At 62.7% G+C, this 17,454-nt stretch carries 16 protein-coding genes, 1 tRNA gene and 1 pseudogene; 5 read left to right on the forward strand and 13 right to left on the reverse strand.

Annotated features, from left to right (window positions below; translation table 11 throughout):
• Window positions 1-42 precede the first annotated feature (42 nt).
• Genes bchO through T281_RS05785 form a run of 4 tightly spaced genes read right to left on the reverse strand, consistent with a single transcriptional unit; the run spans window position 43 to window position 4,704 of the window.
• On the reverse strand, window positions 43-966 hold the full coding sequence (gene bchO, locus T281_RS05770) for an alpha/beta fold hydrolase BchO (protein WP_037235586.1): 924 nt from the start codon (window positions 964-966) through the stop codon (window positions 43-45).
• Window positions 963-2,792, reverse strand: coding sequence for a magnesium chelatase subunit D (locus T281_RS05775; RefSeq protein ID WP_052037122.1), 1,830 nt, complete (start codon window positions 2,790-2,792; stop codon window positions 963-965). The genes bchO and T281_RS05775 overlap by 4 nt, the downstream gene beginning before the upstream one ends.
• Window positions 2,792-3,820, reverse strand: coding sequence for a magnesium chelatase ATPase subunit I (bchI, locus tag T281_RS05780; protein ID WP_037235589.1), 1,029 nt, complete (start codon window positions 3,818-3,820; stop codon window positions 2,792-2,794). Before bchI ends, T281_RS05775 begins: the two co-directional genes overlap by 1 nt.
• Window positions 3,817-4,704, reverse strand: coding sequence for a YihY/virulence factor BrkB family protein (locus tag T281_RS05785; RefSeq protein ID WP_162173120.1), 888 nt, complete (start codon window positions 4,702-4,704; stop codon window positions 3,817-3,819). The genes bchI and T281_RS05785 overlap by 4 nt, the downstream gene beginning before the upstream one ends.
• A 326-nt stretch (window positions 4,705-5,030) precedes the next feature.
• Between T281_RS05785 and T281_RS05790 the strand changes: the two genes are divergently transcribed.
• On the forward strand, window positions 5,031-5,774 hold the full coding sequence (locus T281_RS05790; RefSeq protein ID WP_052037116.1) for a phosphodiester glycosidase family protein: 744 nt from the start codon (window positions 5,031-5,033) through the stop codon (window positions 5,772-5,774).
• A gap of 280 nt (window positions 5,775-6,054) precedes the next feature.
• Here the strand turns inward: T281_RS05790 and T281_RS05795 are convergent, their stop codons facing one another.
• The 4 genes from T281_RS05795 to T281_RS05810 all read right to left on the reverse strand — a co-directional run bounded on the left by T281_RS05795 (window position 6,055) and on the right by T281_RS05810 (window position 9,320).
• Window positions 6,055-6,519 (reverse strand): PTS sugar transporter subunit IIA, encoded by a 465-nt coding sequence (locus tag T281_RS05795; protein ID WP_037235595.1) that lies wholly within the window; start codon window positions 6,517-6,519, stop codon window positions 6,055-6,057.
• Between the two features lie 48 nt (window positions 6,520-6,567).
• Window positions 6,568-7,167, reverse strand: a complete 600-nt coding sequence (gene hpf / locus T281_RS05800) for a ribosome hibernation-promoting factor, HPF/YfiA family (RefSeq protein WP_037235598.1) — start codon at window positions 7,165-7,167, stop codon at window positions 6,568-6,570.
• Between the two features lie 204 nt (window positions 7,168-7,371).
• Window positions 7,372-7,893: a translation initiation factor IF-3 gene (infC, locus tag T281_RS05805; protein WP_013418214.1), complete on the reverse strand. Its 522-nt coding sequence runs from the start codon at window positions 7,891-7,893 to the stop codon at window positions 7,372-7,374.
• Window positions 7,894-8,063: 170 nt separating this feature from the next.
• Entirely contained in the window at window positions 8,064-9,320 is a 1,257-nt protein-coding gene (locus tag T281_RS05810) for a glycosyltransferase family 4 protein (RefSeq protein WP_037235601.1), read from the reverse strand.
• Window positions 9,321-9,544: 224 nt separating this feature from the next.
• Here T281_RS05810 and T281_RS05815 point away from each other — a divergent pair, with 224 nt between their 5' ends.
• Window positions 9,545-10,189 (forward strand): alpha/beta hydrolase, encoded by a 645-nt coding sequence (locus tag T281_RS05815; RefSeq protein WP_245269165.1) that lies wholly within the window; start codon window positions 9,545-9,547, stop codon window positions 10,187-10,189.
• A gap of 7 nt (window positions 10,190-10,196) precedes the next feature.
• Here the strand turns inward: T281_RS05815 and T281_RS05820 are convergent, their stop codons facing one another.
• Genes T281_RS05820 through T281_RS05835 form a run of 4 tightly spaced genes read right to left on the reverse strand, consistent with a single transcriptional unit; the run spans window position 10,197 to window position 13,882 of the window.
• Entirely contained in the window at window positions 10,197-11,060 is an 864-nt protein-coding gene (locus T281_RS05820; RefSeq protein WP_037235651.1) for an SDR family oxidoreductase, read from the reverse strand.
• Window positions 11,057-12,214 (reverse strand): tRNA epoxyqueuosine(34) reductase QueG, encoded by a 1,158-nt coding sequence (queG, locus tag T281_RS05825; RefSeq protein ID WP_037235607.1) that lies wholly within the window; start codon window positions 12,212-12,214, stop codon window positions 11,057-11,059. Before queG ends, T281_RS05820 begins: the two co-directional genes overlap by 4 nt.
• A complete protein-coding gene (locus T281_RS05830; RefSeq protein ID WP_037235611.1) occupies window positions 12,195-12,887 on the reverse strand; it encodes a glutathione S-transferase family protein in 693 nt (230 codons plus the stop codon). The genes queG and T281_RS05830 overlap by 20 nt, the downstream gene beginning before the upstream one ends.
• A gap of 11 nt (window positions 12,888-12,898) precedes the next feature.
• Window positions 12,899-13,882, reverse strand: coding sequence for a complex I NDUFA9 subunit family protein (locus tag T281_RS05835; protein ID WP_037235614.1), 984 nt, complete (start codon window positions 13,880-13,882; stop codon window positions 12,899-12,901).
• A 156-nt stretch (window positions 13,883-14,038) separates the two neighbouring features.
• On the opposite strand from T281_RS05835, the gene T281_RS05840 reads away from it, so the two are divergent.
• Window positions 14,039-14,123, forward strand: a tRNA-Leu gene (locus tag T281_RS05840).
• 134 nt (window positions 14,124-14,257) lie between these two features.
• Here T281_RS05840 and T281_RS19850 read toward each other — a convergent pair.
• Window positions 14,258-14,467, reverse strand: a pseudogene (locus T281_RS19850) (tyrosine-type recombinase/integrase); the annotation flags it as partial.
• A gap of 349 nt (window positions 14,468-14,816) precedes the next feature.
• Between T281_RS19850 and T281_RS19380 the strand changes: the two are divergent.
• Both T281_RS19380 and T281_RS05850 read left to right on the forward strand, forming a co-directional pair.
• Window positions 14,817-14,966, forward strand: a complete 150-nt coding sequence (locus T281_RS19380; protein WP_155955116.1) for a hypothetical protein — start codon at window positions 14,817-14,819, stop codon at window positions 14,964-14,966.
• A 522-nt stretch (window positions 14,967-15,488) separates the two neighbouring features.
• Window positions 15,489-17,454, forward strand: a 1,966-nt coding sequence (locus tag T281_RS05850) for a CRISPR-associated endonuclease Cas3'' (protein ID WP_037235617.1), incomplete at its 3' end; no start/stop codon positions are given.

Below are 17,454 nucleotides of genomic sequence, written 5' to 3' on the forward strand. Positions count from 1 at the left end.
GGGTCGTCTCCTTCAGGTTGGATGATTCGCGAATCGTGCCCGCTATTCTGCGGCGGGTTGCGGTTCGACCGGGTGTTCGTCCTTCGCGAGTATCCCGTATCTTTCGGCTTCGGCAAAGACGATAGCGACGACTTCCTGCGGCTTTTCCTCGTGGGCAAGGTGGCCCATGTGGCGCAGGAGGATGACCTTGGAGCCGGGGACCATGTTGTAAACCTTGAACGCAACCCGGCTCGGCACGGCCTTGTCTTCGGTGCACGCGATGAGCGTCAGCTTCGTCTTGAGTTTCGGCAGGTCGCTCGACAGGGATTGCAGATCCCAGTTCGCCATCATGCCGAGCGCGGATGCAATATGCGTCGAGTTTCCCAGAAGAAGCCCATACTGGACGAGGCCCTCCGCATCGATATGAGAGCCTGTGCCTTCGATCAGCCTGCGGACGGTGACCTTGTCGCGGGCCTTCCAGGCGAAATAGCCGGGCACGAACGGGTTCACGAACAGTGCGCGCGCGATCATGGGGAAGAGTTGCGAGGCGATGCCGGGGAACGGGAGAAAGGCGCCGTTCAGGCTGATGATCGCTTGAGCACCGAGCTTGCCGTCGAGCGCCATGCGGCACAGGATCGCCGAGCCTGCGGAATGGCCGATGGCGAGATCGGGCTTGACGTGAAGCGTGCCGAGCAAGGTTGCTATCGCCTGCGCCATATGCGGCAGCGTGAGCAGCGACGAGGTGCGCGGCGCTTCGGTGAAGCCGTGTCCGGGCAGGTCCGGCGCGATCACGCGGAAGCGTTTTGCGAGGATCGGCATGAAATGCCGCCACGAATGCGTGGAAGCCCCCGTGCCGTGCAGCAGAAGCACGGTCGGCCCGCTACCCATTTCCTGCACATGCCAGCGCAGCCCGCCGGCGGACACAAATCGACTCGTGGCACGGTTCGGCCAGTCAAGGCCGTCCCGTTCCCATTTCAACGCTGTCATCCCTTAGCAGCCATTTTCGCAGCCTTCGATATTGCGGCCGCGTTCGCGTAGGGCATCGGCACATAACGCGCCGCCATCTCCTGGGCAAGCTTCTCAGCCTGCACCTGCGGCCTCGGAGATGTATCTACCAAGATCGTGGCGATACCCTCCGCGCGCAAGCGCCGACCGGCTGTGTTCGCGTCATTTTGAGCGCGTTCGCGGCCCGGCTTCCCGTCTGCCGCGATATTGGCTTTCCCGTCGGTTAAGAACACGACGAGGGGCGAGATGCCGCGACGGCGGATGTTGAGCGCCAGCGCGCCCGCCGCGTCGATGCCCGAAGCGAGCGGTGTGCCGCCGCCGCCCGCGAGCGCCGCGAGGCTTTTCTTGGCGCGCGTCAGCGACCGTGTCGGCGGCAGGAGAATCTGCGCCCGCGTGCCACGAAAGGCGACGAGCGCCACCTGATCGCGGCGGATGTAGCATTCGGCGAGCAGAAGCTCGACCGCACCCTTCGTTTCGGCGAGGCGCTGCATCGCGGCGGAGCCGGACGCGTCGACGGCGAAAATGGTTGCGGTTTGCGAGCGCGCCTTCAGCCGCTTGATGCGGAAGTCGTCGCTCCGGACCTCAATCTTGTCGAGGCGTCCACGCGGACCGACCGCCTTATCGAGCATCGCCTTATCGAGCATCGATTTGCGAATTTTTTGCCACGGTGCGGCGGCCCGCAGCGTTTCGAGAAGGCTCAACGGCGATCCGGGCTTGGGCATGCCACGGCGAACGCCCGCCGGACGGCCGCGCGCGGCATTCGTGCGTTCGGCCCCGGCTTTGCCCATGGGCGCGGATGGCGGCACGCGAAACGGCTTCGCGGCGGCCTTCACCAGCATTTCCTTCGGCATTGCGGCAGCGGCTGCCGCAATGATCATGTCGGTAAGCGCCTTGTCGTCGTCGGGCGCGGTCTCGTTCTCGCCGCTCTCGCCGCCGCCCTTGCCTTCCTCGTCCTTGTCGTCCTGCGGCTCCGGCGGAGGTGGCTCGGGCGGAGCCTGATCTTCCATCGGCTCGGGCATGCGCGTCGCGCGAGGCGCGAGCACGAACATCGCGGCAAGCCCTGCGTCTTCCTCGTTGGCTTCGTCGCGGCCAGCAAGCGCGGCCGAAGCGCGGGCGGCGCGGACGGCGAACACGGGCGCGCGCAGCGTCTGGATGCCGAACGACACCGCCGCGGAGACAAGCCCCGCGATGATGTTATCGGGCACGACGACGCTCCGCAGACGCGCCTGCGCCGCCTCGATCTCTTCAAGCGTCGTATCGGACAGGCCGACATCGCGCCACGTCACGTCTGTAAGGTCGATGCGAAAGCCAAGGCGCTCCAGAAGCGCGGCGGGTGGCGTTTCATCGTCGCCAGCCTCGCTCTCGTCGAGCGCGATCACGCCGAAGCGCGCGGGATGCATCAGCGAAGCCGCCTCGCGCTCCACATGCACCGCGCCCGCGTCGATCACGAGGCCGAGCCGCGAGGCTAGCCCCGATTCCATGCGCTCGGCGGACGGGATGACGAGGAAGCCGCGATCCATTTCCGCGAGAAGACCGCGCTCGGCGACCGGCTTGCCACGCGCGAGCGTCGCCGCGAGGTCAAGGCCACCGAACAGCCGCTCGTCCGCCGCGTAGAGCGGCAGTTTGCGGAACGGCGCCCAGCCCGGCACGATGCTTCTCAGGAAGTCCATCCAGCTGTCGCGCACCGGCCCGTATTTCGAGGCGACGGCGATACCGCCAAGCCCCACCGGGTCGACGGCGAACAGGGAAGCCGCCATGACGGCTTCTTCCCACAGCGAGCGTTCTTCCGCCTCGCCGCCGCCGTTCATCATGCGCTGAATGCTTTCTCAAGCGCCATGTCGACGCGCACCGACGAACCCGCCTCGTCGAGCGGATCGCGGCGCAGGCGATGGCGCAGGGCGGACGGCGCGATGGATTTGAGATGCTTTTGCGTCACGGTTTCCGCGCCCTCATATGCGGCGAGCGCGCGGGCGGCACGCATCAGCGTAAGTTCGCCGCGCAGGCCATCGGTGCCGAGAGCGAGGCAGAGCTTGGCCGAATCTTCGAGGATCGAATCCGGCACGGCGATGAGGTTGACGCGGGCGCGCGCGATCGCCACCTTGCGGCGGAGCTTGCGGTTTTCACCGCGCCACGCGGCCGCGAAGCCATGCGGATCGCGCTCGAAGCCGTCGCGGCGGCGAACGACCTCGATGCGCGACGCCAGATCCTGCGGCGTGCGCACCTCGACGGACAGGCCGAAGCGGTCGAGAAGCTGCGGGCGAAGCTCGCCCTCTTCCGGGTTACCGGAACCGATAAGCACGAAGCGCGCGGGATGGCGCAGGCTCATGCCCTCGCGCTCGACGACGTTCTCGCCGGAAGCCGCCACGTCGAGCAGCAGGTCCACGAGGAAGTCTTCGAGGAGGTTCACTTCGTCGATATAGAGGAAGCCGCGATTGGCGCGGGCCAGAAGCCCCGTCTCGAACGCTTTCTCGCCGCGCGTCAGCGCCTTTTCGAGGTCGAGCGCGCCCACGACGCGATCTTCCGTCGCACCGAGCGGCAGGTCGACCACCGGCACGCGGATGAAGCGCGCGACGAGTTTCTCGCCTTCGCGCAGCTTCTCACGGCATTCCTCGCACAGGTTGGACCCGTCGGGATCGCAGTTGAAGCGGCAATCGCGCACGGCGCGAACCGGGGGAAGCAGTGCGGCAAGCGCCCGAACCGTGGTCGACTTGCCGGTTCCGCGATCACCGAAAGCCAGGACGCCGCCAATCGAAGGATCGATAGCGGAGATGATCAAGGCAAGCTTGAGCTCGTCTTGTCCTACGATGGCGGAAAAAGGATAAACTGGGCGGGTCATTGGCGTTCTTCTAGCGCGGTCTGAATTTGCATGTCCAGTTCTGCTCCCATGAGTGCGGCAAAAGCTGTCAGCCAGAGCCAGTAGAGCAGAATAACGACGGCTCCGAACGAGCCGTAGATCCGGTCGTATGAATTAAACGCGGACACGTACCATGAAAAGCCCGTTGATGCCGCAAGCCAGAGCGCTGTTGCCGCAAGCGAACCAAGCGAAACCCATCGCCAATGCGCGTCTTTCCGATCCGGTCCGTACCGATACACCACCGCGAGGCTCAACGCCACGATAATGGCAAGCGCTGGCCATCGCGCATAATGCAGCACCGCGTTGGTGAATTCCGATATCCCGACGAGGCGGAAGATGCCGGGAACTGCCGCGACCACGAGGATATTGAAGGCGAGCACGGCAAGCGCGCCGAGTGTGAACAGGATCGCGAGGCTGTTCGTGTGCGCAAAACTTCGCGTTTCGGTTCGTCTGTAGACGCCATTGAGCGCACTCATCAGCGCGTAGACGCCAAGCCGGGCGTTGATAAAGGCAAGGCCGAGCGAGATCATCGTGGCGAGGGAAAGAGATGTCGTATTCTGGCGGACGAGCACCTCGACTTGCGCGTTGATCGCCTCCCACGCTTCCGTCGGCAGCACGTCCTTCAGCGTGAGCAGAAAATTCTGCACCTGCCCCGTCTCCGCGAGCAGCCCGAAAACCGCGACGAAGAACACGAGGCCCGGGAAAATCGCGAGCAGCGCATAGAACGCGACACCGGCGGCGAGCAGGCTGACATTGTCCGCCGCGATCGACTTCCACACGCACACAAGCACATGAAGCGGCGTGTACCGCTTCCGCTGCCTGGCGAATGCAAGTTTGGCGGCTCTGGCCCGGACATTGAACGACAAGGCGGCATTCCTCAGGGAGTCGCTGAAATTCGCATTCGAGCGGTTACGAAACGATGATTGGCCGAATGCGCGCCGTCTCGCAATCGGAAGCTTGCGCGCGCGAGCACGGACTTGACCCTGCGCCTGGCTGTTCCCATAGTCTGGCATAGTCCCGCTCCGCCCGCCGAAAGCCCATCCCGTCGCCGCCGGCGAGATGCCCAAAGCCGATATCGGAGTCGGACAAGCCAAGGTTCTGTGCCCGTAGCCCGCCCGCCTCAAGAAACGCCCCGGAGTAAACCTCCGCATCGAATCAATCTTCGTTTCCTAGGAACAGAGTGAGAAAGATCATGCTCCGCGCTACTGCTTTCATCGCGATGGCGGCGTTCTGTGGCTCAAGTGAAGCAGCGGCGCAACCGTGCAAGCCGTACGCTTTCGAGGGCAACGGCTATACGCTGTGCGAGGCTTCGCTCGACCGCTTCGCGGTAAGGCTGTTCTGGCAGAAGCCCGACGGCAGCCCCTATACCTATCTGAGCGCGCTGCCCAAAGCCGACGAGCGCGGCGGACGGCTCGTCTTCGCCCTGAATGGCGGCATGTTCCACCCGGACTACAAGCCTGTAGGTCTCCATGTCGAGAACGGCCGCGAACTCGTGCGCGCCAACACGCGGCCCGGCCCCGGCAATTTCCACCTCAGGCCGAACGGCATTTTTTATTTCGGGGAAGGTGAAGCGGGGGTGATGGAAACTGGCGCCTTCCTCAAGAAGAAGCCGAAGGCGAGTTTCGCGACGCAATCGGGGCCTATGCTGGTGATCGACGGCAAGTTGCATCCGCGAATCGCGAAGGCCAACGTCTCTGCGAAACCGCGCGACGGCGTCTGCGTTCGCGGCGACAAGACCGTCGTTTTCGCGATCTCGGAGGGCAGCGTGCCATTCGACACATTCATGCGACTGTTTCGCGACGGGCTGAAATGCAGGAACGCGCTGTTTCTCGACGGAGGCACCGCGCCCGCGTTGTTCGTACCCGGCACGCGCAGCGGCAATGTGCTGTTCGGGCTTGGACCGATGATCGCCGTTTATGAGAAGCCGCGACACTGAACCAGCGCGCCGTGAATCAGACGCGGCACGCAGTCATTCGAGAACATGTTCGCGCCGGGCAACGGCTCGCAGCGCTTAGATTGCGGATCAGTTTCGGTTGGGAGGCCGTTTCTCTGCGTCGGATCGCAGGGTGATCCAGCGATGGCTGACATCTGCGAATCGCGGCCTGTTGCTCTTCGCATGAACGGTTGCTTGTCATCGCAAAAAATAACGGCCGGAAAAAACCGGCCGCAGAACACTTTGCCATCGAAACGATAAGGCGTCGCGAAGACCCGTCCGCCTAAGCGGCGTGGGACGCGGCTTTCTCCGTGAGCACCGCATAGATCGCCGCCCGGTCGCGGCAAGCACGCAGCTTATCCACGGATTTCTGATCGCGCAGCAGACGCGACACGCGCGCCAGTGCTTTCAGATGATCCGCGCCAGCACTTTCCGGTGCGAGAAGCAGCATGATGATGTCGACGGGCTCCTCGTCGATCGAATCGAAGTCGAGCGGCTCTTCAAGGCGGGCGAACACGCCGACGCTCGCCTTGATGGTGGTCAGCTTGCCGTGCGGGATCGCGATGCCGGAGCCGACGCCGGTCGAACCGAGCCGCTCACGCTGGATCAGGATGTTGAAGATCTCGACGCTGTTCAGCCCTGTCAGATCGGCCGCGCGTTCGGACAGAATTTTAAGCGCCTGCTTCTTGTTAGCTGCTTTGAGAGACGGGATCACGCCGTAGGGCGTTATCAGGTCACTCAAATCCATATCGTGTCCCACGCGTAATCCTCCATATGCTGCCCGCATCAAGCACCATTACGATTTCGCGCTTGTGACAACGCCGCCGGTGTCAATCCATCCGATGTTGCCGTCAGCGCGCCGGTACACGACGTTGATTCCGCCATGCGCAGCGTTGCGAAACACAAGAAACGATTTGTCAGCAAGGTCCAGTTGCATGACTGCGTCGCTGACCGAGAGCGCCTTGACCTGCACCGGGCTCTCCGCGATCACCGCGGGAGCACCGTCCCCGTCATGCGTATCGGCGGACTGGTCCGCGCTTTCCACATCAATGATATAGTCGACACCCGCGCTCTCAAATTGCAGCGCGGCGGTGTCGCCCTGGCCATGGTCATCAATCCGGCGCTTGTAACGGCGCAACCGTTTTTCCAAGCGCTCCATGGCCGAGTCCACACTGGCATAGCCATCCACACCGGTGCCGGTCGACTGAAGGTCGAGGCCGCTCTCAAGGTGAATCGCGCAATGCGAGAAGAATCCGTCGGTGTTTTTCTCAACGCTGATTTGCCCTGAAACCGAGCGCCCCGAGTATTTATCAAGCGCGGACTCGACCCGATTGAGAGCGTATTCGCGGAGACTTTCTCCGAGATCGATATTTTTGCCGGTTACTTTGATTGTCATTTCAGTATTTTTGTGTTGCACCGTTCTGGATTCAGTCGCCGGTCACCCACCCACCATAATATAGGATCAGGCGAATATTGGGCAACAGGTAAAAAACTATTTCAACACGGGGAAAACATGCGCGCGTTCGCGCAAAAAATCAACCGGGGAAAGAACCCGGCATCCGCAACTTGCGGCGCATCTCCAGCCGTGCCGATTCGAGCGTTATCTAGGTGCGAGCACCATGATCATCTGACGGCCTTCGAGTCGCGGCTCCAGCTCGACCTTGGCGATGGCGGTCGTTTCCTCTTTCACCTGGAGCAAAAGCTGCATGCCGATGTCTTGGTGAGCCATTTCACGGCCGCGGAAACGAAGCGTCACTTTGACCTTGTCGCCTTCCTCGAAGAACTTCTTGATCGACCGCATCTTCACGTTGTAGTCGTTCGTGTCGATGTTCGGCCGAAGCTTGATTTCCTTGACCTCGACTGTTTTCTGCTTCTTGCGCGCTTCGGCTGCTTTCTTCTGCGCCTGAAACTTGTACTTGCCGAAATCCATGATTTTGGTGACGGGGACTTCCCCGTTCACTGCGATCTCGACGAGATCGAGACCGGCTTCCTGGGCTTTCGCAAGCGCGTCGCGCTTCGAAACTGTTCCGTGATTTTCGCCAGCTTCGTCGATCAACTGGACGTCGCGAGCGATGATGCCTTCGTTAATGCGCGGCCCTTCTTTAACGGGGGCGCCTCTCATGGGACGGCGTATCGGACTCTCCTGTCGTAGTTTATGAAAACGGCAATTTGGCCGTGCTCGAACCGAGCACGCGCCCATAAAATGAGGATAAAAAACCGCCTAGACAAGTCAAGCGCCATATTGATGCATAAGAATTTAGCGGCGCGTTTTCGGGCCCTCGCCTGGCGGTTTCAGCGTGAAGCGGCATTAGCGAAATTCACTGCAAGCTGCGTCCCGATGAGTCTATCATAGACCGCAAGCGTCTGATGCTGAAGGGCGCGCTTCGAAAAAGACGTGCGCGCCCGCTCCATGGCGTGCTGACGGAAGGCGTCGAGCACGGCAGCGTCGAGCGCAAGCGCAGCCGAAATTGAATCGCACAAAGCCTGGGGATTGCCGGGTTCGAAAAGCCACGGTCTTTGCCCGGCCGCGGGCACCGGCTCGGAAAAGCCGTCTGCCCCTGCGTTGGCGAGAATGCCGGGCTCAGGTGCGATCGTCTCGGGAAGCGCACCGATGTTCGAGGCGATCACCGGGCAACCCATCGCCTGCGACTCGACCGACACGCGGCCAAACGCCTCCGCCTCGATCGATGCGATGACCGTCAGCCACGAAGCCTTGAAGGCGGCGGGCATGTCGTCGCAATGGCCCGCGATGATGACGCGGTCGGCGAGACCACGCGCTTCGACGAGCGCCGCAAGTTCGGCACGGTAGGGCGTGCGGCCCTGATCGTCGCCGACGAGCACAAATACGAGATCGCCATCGCGGTTGCGGGCGCTGAGCAGGGCGGCGGCTTCAACCAGCACGCGCTGCCCCTTCCACCGGGTGAGTCGCGCGGGCATGAGGACGATTCGTTTGCCGGGCGGCACACCCCACGCTTCGCGAAGCGCGCGGACGCGCTCCGGCGAGATCAGCGCCGGGTCGAACCGCTCCACATCGAGACCGCGATAGATAACGCCAACGCGGCTCGTCGCCTTCGGGTGACGTTCGCGCACGATGCGTGCGGTATATTCGGAGTTGCAAATCACGGCGTCGCCTTTGGCCATGACGCCATTATAGAACGCCTTGACGCGGCCCGTCTGGTTATAGATGCCGTGATAGGTCGTCACGAAGGTGCGCTTGGCCCGACGCGCCGCGATCCACGCGCTCCAGGCAGGCGCACGGCTTCTGGCGTGGACGAGGCTCACGCCGCGCTCGCGGACAAGCCGCGCGATTCGCATCGCATTGGCGAGTATGAGCGCCGGGTTCTTCGTCGCAGCGGACATGCGGATAAGCTCGCCGCCGACAGCCGCAAGCTCGTCTTCGAGGCGCCCGCCTTCGGAAAGCACAAGCGCCTTGCCGCCGCCCATTGTCACCGCTTCGGCGATCTCGATGGCGGTACGCTCCGCGCCGCCCGTGGAAAGCTCGGGAACAACCTGAAGAATGACCGGCCAAGGGCTTCGTTTGAGCATCATCGCCCCCAAATATCACACTATACGGCGAGGGGTCGCGGACAAAGGGCGAACGGACCTCACTCTTCTGCTCGGTCTCATGGGAGAAGCATAAGATGAACAGCGGAAAACTGCAATTGCTCCCCGTTCCGGCAGCGGACGGCTCTACAAGCTCTATCGCGTGGCGATTTCGGAAAGCTGAAGAAAATAGGACGACATTTGTCTGGTTCTCGGGTTTCAGATCGCAGATGGACGGCGAGAAGGCGACGGCGCTCGACGCGTGGTCGGCAGGCAATGGCGCGGGGTGCCTGCGTTTCGATTATTCCGGCCATGGGCTTTCCAGCGGCGCGTGCGAAGACGGCACGATCAGCCGCTGGCTCGCAGAGGCCGACGCGGTTCTTGAGGCGGCTGCGGTTTCCGGGCCTTCGGTTTTCGTCGGCTCAAGCATGGGCGGGTGGCTCTCGCTGCTGATTGCGCGACGGCTCGCTGAACTGGGTCGCCCCACGCCCGCGGCGCTCGTACTGATCGCGCCCGCCTGGAACATGACGCGCGTTATGCTCGACCGTTTCCCGCCCGAAGCGAAAGCCGCGCTCGAACGCGACGGCGTTTTCCTGCGTCCGTCCGCCTATGGCGCGGAGCCTTATCCGATCACGAAGACGCTCGTCGATGACGGCGAGCGCCATCTGTTCGGCGAAACCATCGGCATCAGCGCACCCGTCCGTATCATCCACGGGCAGCAGGACGCGGACATACCGTGGCGGCACTCGCTGGACCTGATCGACCGCCTTGCCGCGCCCGACATCCGCCTTGCTCTCGTCAAGGACGCGCAGCACCGCCTTTCGCGCCCGCAGGATCTCGCTCTGCTGTTCGCAACGCTTGCGGAGTTTTTGTAAGCCCGCGTCAGCCCTCCCGTGCAAGCGCGCGCAGGCCCTCGCGATAGGTTGGATAGCGCAGCAGCACGCCAAGCTCGCGCTTGATCTTGGCGTTGTGCACGCGCTTGTTGCCTTCGTAGAAGCTGCGCGCCATCGGCGATAGATCCGCCTCCTCGTAAGGAATGAGCGGCTGCTTCGGCACGTCGATCAGGTCCGCCGCATAGGCCAGCACGTCCGGGTTCGGGGCCGGTTCGTCGTCGGTCACGTTGAAGATGTGGACGCCGCCCAGCCGGTCGCGCCTGATCGCGGCGATCACGGTCTGCGCGATGTCTTCGACGTGGATTCGGTTGAACACCTGCCCCGCCTTGTGTATCCAGCGCGCCTCGCCCGAGCGGATGCGGTCGATGGGGCTGCGTCCGGGGCCGTAGATGCCCGCCAGCCGGAAGATGTCGAGCGCGATGCCCTTCTCTTTCGCAAGCGCCGTCCATTCGATCTCGGCCTCCGCGCGCGCCGACCGCCTGCCACCGGTGGCGGCCACATGCGTTTCCTCGTCGACCCACTTGCCGCCATGGTCGCCATAAACGCCGATGGTGGAAAGATAGCCGATCCAGTGAAGCTCCGGTGCCTCCAGCAACGCGTCGCGATAGGCAAGCAGCGCCGGATCGCCCTCCGCTTCCGGCGGCACCGAAACGAGGCAGTGCGACGCCGTCTGGAGCCCGGCCGCGACAGCTTCGGCGTCGCTGAAGAGGATCGGCGTGATCCCGTCTCGCGCGATTTGTTCAAGCTTGTCGCGCGAGCGCACCGTGCCCGTCACCGGCCAACCGCCATCCGCAAGATGGACGGCGGTTGCAAGCGCGGAATATCCCAGTCCGAAAACGAAAAGATTGCTCATGGCGTCCGCTCCCATTCCTCGCGCACGGCGACGTCTTTTTCTTCTGAACTATAACTTTCTTTCAGTTTCGATTTAAGCTCAAGCCCGCCTAATTGCCTTACGGCCCAGACGGCCATGCCGCGCACGAGCGGCGAGTCGTCGCAGAGGAGAGGCAGCGCGTCGTCAAGAAGCGCCGCGTCGTCGGAATTGCCCGCCGCGATCAGCGCGTTCCTCACAAATCGATCGCGCTTGATGCGCTTGATCGGCGAGCCCGCGAAGCGCGCGCGAAAGGCGGCATCGTCGAGGCGCAGAAGCTCACGGAGCGGCGGATTGTCAGCTGCGTCGCGCGCATGGAAGCGCATCTCGCTCGCTTCTTGCGCAAACTTGTTCCAGGGGCACGCCGCGAGGCAATCGTCGCAGCCGTAAATGCGGTTGCCAATGGCCTCGCGAAATTCCGGCGCGATCTGGCCCTTGTGCTCGATGGTGAGATAGGAAATGCACCGGCGCGCGTCGATGCGATGCGGCTCGGGAAAGGCGCGCGTCGGGCACGCGTCGAGGCAGGCGCGGCAGGTGCCGCAGCGGTCGCGCTCGGGTGCGTCGGGCGCAAGCTTTGCGGTAGTGAAGATCGCGCCGAGGAAAAACCACGAGCCGAGATCGCGCGAGACGAGATTCGTATGCTTGCCCTGCCAGCCGAGGCCCGCCGCCTGCGCAAGCGGCTTCTCCATGACAGGCGCGGTATCGACGAACACCTTCACGTCCGCGCCCGCAATGCTGGCGAAATCCCGCGCCACCGCCTTGAGCTTCGCCTTGATGATGTCGTGATAGTCCGCGCCCTTCGCATAGACGGACACGGCGCCTCGCGAAGGATCGTTGCGCGCGATACGCGGATCGGCGTCGGGGCCGTAACTCAGCGTGACGAGGATCACGGAGCGCACCTCCGGCCACAGCACGCGCGGGTCGGCGCGCTTGTCCGCGTTCGCTTCGAGCCAACCCATGTCGCCGTGAAAGCCCGCCGCGAGGAAACCCATGAGCCCTTCGCCTGCCTCGCCGATGGACGCCGGGTCCGCGATGCCGACCGTGTCGAACCCCTCCGCCAGCGCGCGCGCCTTCACGAAGCCGGAAAGATTATCTCCCGCCGCCACCGTCCGCGCATGCTCAGAAGTCGAGATCCGCATAAGTCTCCGGAGGGCTGAAGCCCGGTATGCGATCGGCGAGGATGGATCTGAACGACGGCCGCGATTTCAGGCGCTGATACCACGCCTTAGCCTCCGGAAACTCCGTCCAGGGTATTTCGGACAGATAGTCCATCACCGAAAGCTGCGCCGCCGCCGCGACATCGGCGAAGCTGATATGATCGCCGCCGAGCCATTTCCGCTGATCGCTTAAAAAGCTGATGTAGGAGAGATGATAGCGCAAATTCGAGCGGCAAGCGCGGATCGCCGGAAGGTCCGGCGCGAGTCGACCGCGCGCCATCGGCTTGTAGAGCTTCTCGTCGAGCAGGCTCTGGCTCACCTCGGCATCGAATTTGGTAAGAAACCAGTCGGCCACGCGCCGCGCCTCCGCCCGCTCCACGGGCAGTCCCGGCCAGATCTGCGCCCTCGCCGCGGCACCCGTTTCGCGCGGCGTCGACTCTGAGAGATATTCGACGACCGGATACACGCCGCAAACGGCTCGCGCATCGAGCATGAGAACGGGCAACGTGCCCGCCGGGTTTATGTTGAGGAAGTCGCGCGCGAGCGCCCAAGGCTTCACCTCCGACAGGTCCGCCTCGATGCCGCACTCGAACAGCGCCACACGGATTGCACGCGAGGCCGGGCAAAGCGGAAAATGAATCAGCGTCGTCGGCATGGGGCGGCGGGCTAAAACGCGGCGGCGCGGCCGGTGGAGAACTCACCCCTCGGCCGGTAGCGCTGGAGATAGGGCGGCACGATGACCTCGATACTTTTCGGGTCCGTCACACCCAGGCCCTCAAGCGTGCGCTGGTCGCGGATCGCCTCGGCTCCGACGATGTTATCATTCTGGAGCAGGCGAACCTGATCCAGCGTGATCGGAGCGCCCGGAAGCGCCTGGACGAAAAACGCCTGTATTTTCGCCGCCCAGAACGGCACCGGCAGCAGAACGCGGGGCCGCTGCGTCCACTCGCAGACCTTCTGGAGGATTTCGCGGAAAGTGTAGACGCTCGGGCCGCCGAGTTCGTAGACGGCGCCTTCGGTCGCGCGTCCCTCGACTGCCGCCGTCACGGCGCGCGCGACATCGCCGACATAGACCGGCTGGAATCGCGTGTTGCCACCGATGAGCGGCAGCACCGGCGACAGGGCTGCAAGCCCGGCGAAGCGGTTGAAGAACTGGTCCTCCGGCCCAAACACCAGCGACGGACGCAGGATTACGGTTTGCGGGAAGGCGGCCAGAGCGCGCGCCTCGCCCTCCCCTTTTGTGCGGGCATAGGCCGAGTGCGAAAGCCGGTCAGCGCCGATGGCTGAGACATGGACGAAGCGTTTTACGCCTGCCGCGCGCGCCGCCTTCGCGATAAGTTCCGGCGCATCCGCATGCACCGCCTTGAAGCGCTGCCTACCGGACGGCACGAGGATGCCGACGAGGTTGACGACCACGTCCGCGCCTCTCACGGCCTCGGCGACGGACTTCTCGTCGCGGACGTTAGCGCTGACAAGGGCGATCTGGCCGACCGAGCCGAGCGGCTGAAGATACAGAGCGAGTTCCGGGCGACGCACCGCGACCTTGATGCGGAACCCCGCCTTCGCCAACGCCTGAACCACATATCGGCCGAGGAATCCGGAGCCGCCGAAAACGGTGACCACGGTCGAATTTCCATTTGCAGATGCCATGCGAAACCCTGTGGAGATCAAGCGCGCGTGAAGGAGAGGGAATTAATCATAACGCATATCGCGCCTTCCCCCGAATGAAAAGCTGCGATGGTCGTCAAAAGAGCGTTCCGACGCGATTGACAAAGCGCGCGGCGCCATCTACGTACTACGCCCACAGCCCAGATGGCGGAATTGGTAGACGCACTAGTTTCAGGTACTAGCGCTGCAAGGCGTGGAGGTTCGAGTCCTCTTCTGGGCACCACTTAGTTTGTAAGTCATTAATTTATCATCATATTCTTTATTGTGAGACAGCGAGTGAGACACATTTTCTAACTTCTCTGCCATCGATCTTATCTTCTCCGCGGCGCTTCGGGCCATTCTCTTTTGCTCGGCCATCCGCGTATAGACGCGCGCCATCGCAGGGTCGTCCCAACCGAACATGGCCATAAGTTCGTGTTCGGTGGCGCCCGCCTCGGCGCAACGCACCGCAGCGGCTTTTCGCAAGCCGTGAGGGCTGCATTCAGGAAGCCCGGCTTCCCGACAACAATCTCGAAACCAGTTCCCGAAACTGTCGCCACTCGCGTGTGGATTGCCCGCCTGGGTCAAAAGGTACGTTTCCCCGACTTGGCTAGAATCGATGCTATGTTCGCAGGGGCGCGAGGATGGGCAGCGTTAGCGTTTTTGCGTACTTTTTTCGCCCCTTCCAAACCTGGAAGGTAATAGAGTGCCCATCGCGAGACTCTTGCTGTGGCCCAAGGCAAACGGCATCGGAACGCCGAACGCCAAGATAGATCATAACATCAAAGGCGAGCCGCGCACGTGAGCCGATCGGCCAATAGGCCTCGAAGGCGTGCAAGTCGCGCTCGGACCATGTGTAATAGCCCGTGCTTCCTGTCTCGATTTTCGCGATGCCGGCGGCCGGGATGCGGGCGCGGCCTTTCGGCGCGAAATCGCCATGCCCCTCGATGCGTCGGACAAGGAGCGGCTGAAAGTGATCGAGCGGCGCATCGAAGCAAAGATGGAAGCGCGGGAGGCCGGTGTCGTAGAAAGGCGCGAGGCCCAGACGGTCATCCACAGCGGCCGCAGCATGGGGTTGGAGCGGTAGCGGTGCTTGGGCCCAGTGAAGCGAATTGCCGCGTCGTTTCGAAAGAGAGTTAGCAGACCGGAGCCAGTTGTGGCTCCGGTTTTCACTTATCTTGCATCACTTTTGGGACGGCCCTTGGCTAAACCGGAAATGTTTCCAGGGCTATCGCGCTTTCGAATGCGAGTTCTATCTGATGCGCCCGACATGCCGAGCGCCTTGCGCATCGTCCGCGCCCACCCTTCGCGCGGCACAACGAGCCCTGCCGTCTGGCTGGCGGCGCTATCGACAATGGCCTAGTATTGCTCGCGGACGGCTCTCTTGACGCTCATATGTCAATCTTTGTATTGACAATAATATTTATTTGTTAACTCGTGGGTATACAGAACAACACGTTACGTCAATATAAAATTGACATTGTGCGCTTGGTAGCAGCGATCCCGACGTAGGAAGCCGGAAGCTATTCGTTGTGGAAAAAAGAAGTATACCACCCAAAAGGTGTGCGAGTCTGGCATGGTTTACTCGTTAATAGACGATTGCTTGACCATGTATTTTGCGCATTCCTCAAAAGATGGCGGCAAGGTCGACTGGCAGCCTCTCGCTGAGCATTTGTCGGAAGTTGCGGCGCTTGCTGCGCAACTCGGTGCCCCATGGGGAGGAGATCGAGCGGCCCGCATAGCCGGGCTGTTGCACGATCTGGGCAAATACCATCCCGATTTTCAACGCCGCCTCGAGGGAAGCGACATCCGTGTCGAGCATTCGATTGCCGGTGCGGCGCTGATCCTTTCTCTCACGGCAAATCCGCGCGAAAGGGCGGTTGCCGAACTGATCGCCCACGCCATCGCCGGCCACCACGCAGGACTGCCGGACCAAATCGGCGATGCATCCTCTTTGAGCGAGCGGCTCCGAAGGGCTCAACTCGGAAGTCTTGCGACGATTTGGCGAAATGAACTTGACGTCGAGGCGTCCGATCTCGCACCTGCTTTCGCGTTCAAAAGCAATATCAACGGTCCGTTTCGCCTATCGTTTCTCGGACGCATGCTGTTCTCGTGCCTGGTTGACGCCGATTTCAAGAACACGGAGGCGTACTACAATCGGATCGAGGGGCGGACGGCCGATCGGGACTGGCCAGCGCTGAGCGACGTACTGCCCGCGCTCATCGAGCGACTCGACAGCGAACTTGCGCAAAAGACAGCGGTTGGGATCGACACGCACGTCAACCACTTGCGTCAGCAAGTGCTCACACATGTGCGCGGCAAGGCAAACGAAGTCCCTGGCCTTTTCACGCTCACGGTGCCGACCGGTGGCGGCAAGACGTTGACCTCACTCGCCTTCGCGCTCGACCATGCCCGCGCCCATGGCATGCGGCGCATCATCTACGCCATCCCCTTCACGTCCGTGATCGACCAGACCGCGGGCATTTTCCGCGATCTCTTCGGCGACGACATCGTTCTCGAGCACCATTCCGCCATCGACGAGGAGAAAGTCAGAAACCTCTCCAGCCGCGACAAGCTTCGCCTCGCCATGGAAGACTGGGCCGCCCCCGTGGTCGTCACCACGACGGTGCAGTTGTTTGAAAGCCTGTTCTCCGCGCGCCCTTCGCGCTGCCGCAAGCTGCACAACATAGCGGGGTCAGTAATCGTGCTGGACGAGGCGCAAACGTTGCCGCGTCATCTGTTGCTTCCGATTTTGCGCGTGATAGAGGAACTGGCCGCCAATTACGGGTGCACCATTGTTCTTTGTACGGCGACGCAGCCTGCACTGGGCGCGCGCAAGGGCTTCCCCGGCCTGCCGCTGGACGGCCGCGAGCTTGCGCCGGATCCGGCTGGCCTTGCCCGTGAACTCAGGCGAACGCGGCTCGACTTTGCGGGGCCGATGGACAACGCGGCGCTAGTGGATGCGCTTGGCCGCGAGCGACAGGCGCTCGTCATCGTCAACAGCCGTGCCCATGCGCTCGACCTCTATCGCGACGCAGTCAAGGCCGGGCTCGACGGCGTTTTGCATCTTACCACGCGGCAATACGCGGTGAATCGGCGCGAAATCCTGAAATATGTGCGCGCGCGACTGGAGAACGACCGCCCTTGTCGGCTAATCGCCACCTCGCTGGTAGAAGCTGGTGTCGACGTCGACTTTCCTCGCGTCTTTCGCGCCGAGGCGGGGCTGGACCAGATCGCGCAGGCTGCGGGTCGCTGCAACCGTGAAGGCCGCCGCGATCCAGATGCGAGCGTCGTGACCGTGTTCGAGGCGGTCGGGTATTCGGTGCCGAGCGAGATCAAGGGGCTCATCGGCGATTTCTCGCGCATCAGAGACAAGCACGCGGATCTGTTCGCGCCCGCCGCCATTCAGGACTACTTCGAAGAGGTGTTCTGGCGCATGGGCGACAGGCTCGACGGCAAGGACATCCTCAGACAGTTCATCGTCGACCGCACAGGGACGTATTTCCAGTATCGCACGGCCGGCGAGAAGTTTCGCATGATCGAAAGCGGCCTCTTGCCGGTGATCGTGCCGGGCG

Source organism: Rhodomicrobium udaipurense JA643 (assembly GCF_000636015.1).
Lineage (GTDB): Bacteria > Pseudomonadota > Alphaproteobacteria > Rhizobiales > Rhodomicrobiaceae > Rhodomicrobium > Rhodomicrobium udaipurense.

What these genes read in the sequence shown, in the direction of transcription:
- bchO (WP_037235586.1), bottom strand. Translation starts at nt 966, where the DNA reads ATGACAGCGTTGAAATGGGAACGGGACGGCCTTGACTGGCCGAACCGT.
- T281_RS05775 (WP_052037122.1), bottom strand. Translation starts at nt 2,792, where the DNA reads ATGAACGGCGGCGGCGAGGCGGAAGAACGCTCGCTGTGGGAAGAAGCC.
- bchI (WP_037235589.1), bottom strand. Translation starts at nt 3,820, where the DNA reads ATGACCCGCCCAGTTTATCCTTTTTCCGCCATCGTAGGACAAGACGAG.
- T281_RS05790 (WP_052037116.1), top strand. Translation starts at nt 5,031, where the DNA reads ATGCTCCGCGCTACTGCTTTCATCGCGATGGCGGCGTTCTGTGGCTCA.
- T281_RS05795 (WP_037235595.1), bottom strand. Translation starts at nt 6,519, where the DNA reads ATGGATTTGAGTGACCTGATAACGCCCTACGGCGTGATCCCGTCTCTC.
- hpf (WP_037235598.1), bottom strand. Translation starts at nt 7,167, where the DNA reads ATGACAATCAAAGTAACCGGCAAAAATATCGATCTCGGAGAAAGTCTC.
- infC (WP_013418214.1), bottom strand. Translation starts at nt 7,893, where the DNA reads ATGAGAGGCGCCCCCGTTAAAGAAGGGCCGCGCATTAACGAAGGCATC.
- T281_RS05810 (WP_037235601.1), bottom strand. Translation starts at nt 9,320, where the DNA reads ATGATGCTCAAACGAAGCCCTTGGCCGGTCATTCTTCAGGTTGTTCCC.
- T281_RS05815 (WP_245269165.1), top strand. Translation starts at nt 9,545, where the DNA reads ATGGACGGCGAGAAGGCGACGGCGCTCGACGCGTGGTCGGCAGGCAAT.
- T281_RS05820 (WP_037235651.1), bottom strand. Translation starts at nt 11,060, where the DNA reads ATGAGCAATCTTTTCGTTTTCGGACTGGGATATTCCGCGCTTGCAACC.
- queG (WP_037235607.1), bottom strand. Translation starts at nt 12,214, where the DNA reads ATGCGGATCTCGACTTCTGAGCATGCGCGGACGGTGGCGGCGGGAGAT.
- T281_RS05830 (WP_037235611.1), bottom strand. Translation starts at nt 12,887, where the DNA reads ATGCCGACGACGCTGATTCATTTTCCGCTTTGCCCGGCCTCGCGTGCA.
- T281_RS05835 (WP_037235614.1), bottom strand. Translation starts at nt 13,882, where the DNA reads ATGGCATCTGCAAATGGAAATTCGACCGTGGTCACCGTTTTCGGCGGC.
- T281_RS19380 (WP_155955116.1), top strand. Translation starts at nt 14,817, where the DNA reads ATGCCCCTCGATGCGTCGGACAAGGAGCGGCTGAAAGTGATCGAGCGG.